At 42.0% G+C, this 598-nt stretch carries 1 pseudogene; it reads right to left on the bottom strand.

Features of this window, described 5'->3' with window-relative positions:
• Positions 1–598, bottom strand: a pseudogene (locus FLACOL7796_RS00005) (hypothetical protein); the annotation flags it as partial.

The raw sequence follows: 598 nt of genomic DNA, 5'->3' as shown, positions 1-598 counted from the left end.
CGTGATTGTATACGTTCCTGATACTGTGTTTGGATCTAAAGTCAATACTCCGCTGGCATCAATGGATAACGGTCCTGTTGTAATGGCTGTAACTGTTGTGTTTAAAGCCGTAACATCTACTCCGTTTAGTTTATCATTTGCTGTTACGTTACCCACTGTAGTGGCTACTGTTGTTCCAGGTGTAGCGGTATAGCTGTCGTCATTGGCTACCAAAGTTCCTTTTACTACCACTGTTGCTTCTGCCGTATCGCAGTTCACCGGATTAGCTCCTTTTTCACAGATTTGGTACGTGATTGTATACGTGCCTGATACTGTATTTGAATCTAAAGTTAATACTCCGCTGGCATCAATAGATAACGGTCCTGTTGTAATGGCTGTAACTGTTGTGTTTAAAGCCGTAACATCTACTCCGTTTAGTTTATCATTTGCTGTTACGTTACCCACTGTAGTGGCAACTGTTGTTCCAGGTGTAGCGGTATAACTATCGTCATTGGCTACTAAAGTTCCTTTTACTACCACTGTTGCTTCTGCTGTATCACAGTTCACCGGATTAGCTCCTTTTTCACAGATTTGGTACGTGATTGTATACGTTCCTGAT

It is taken from the genome of Flavobacterium bizetiae (assembly GCF_902804475.1).
In the GTDB taxonomy this organism is placed as follows: Bacteria; Bacteroidota; Bacteroidia; order Flavobacteriales; family Flavobacteriaceae; genus Flavobacterium; species Flavobacterium bizetiae.
The sequence above is the reverse complement of the archived record's forward strand: the minus strand, read 5'-3'. Positions and strand labels throughout refer to the sequence as shown.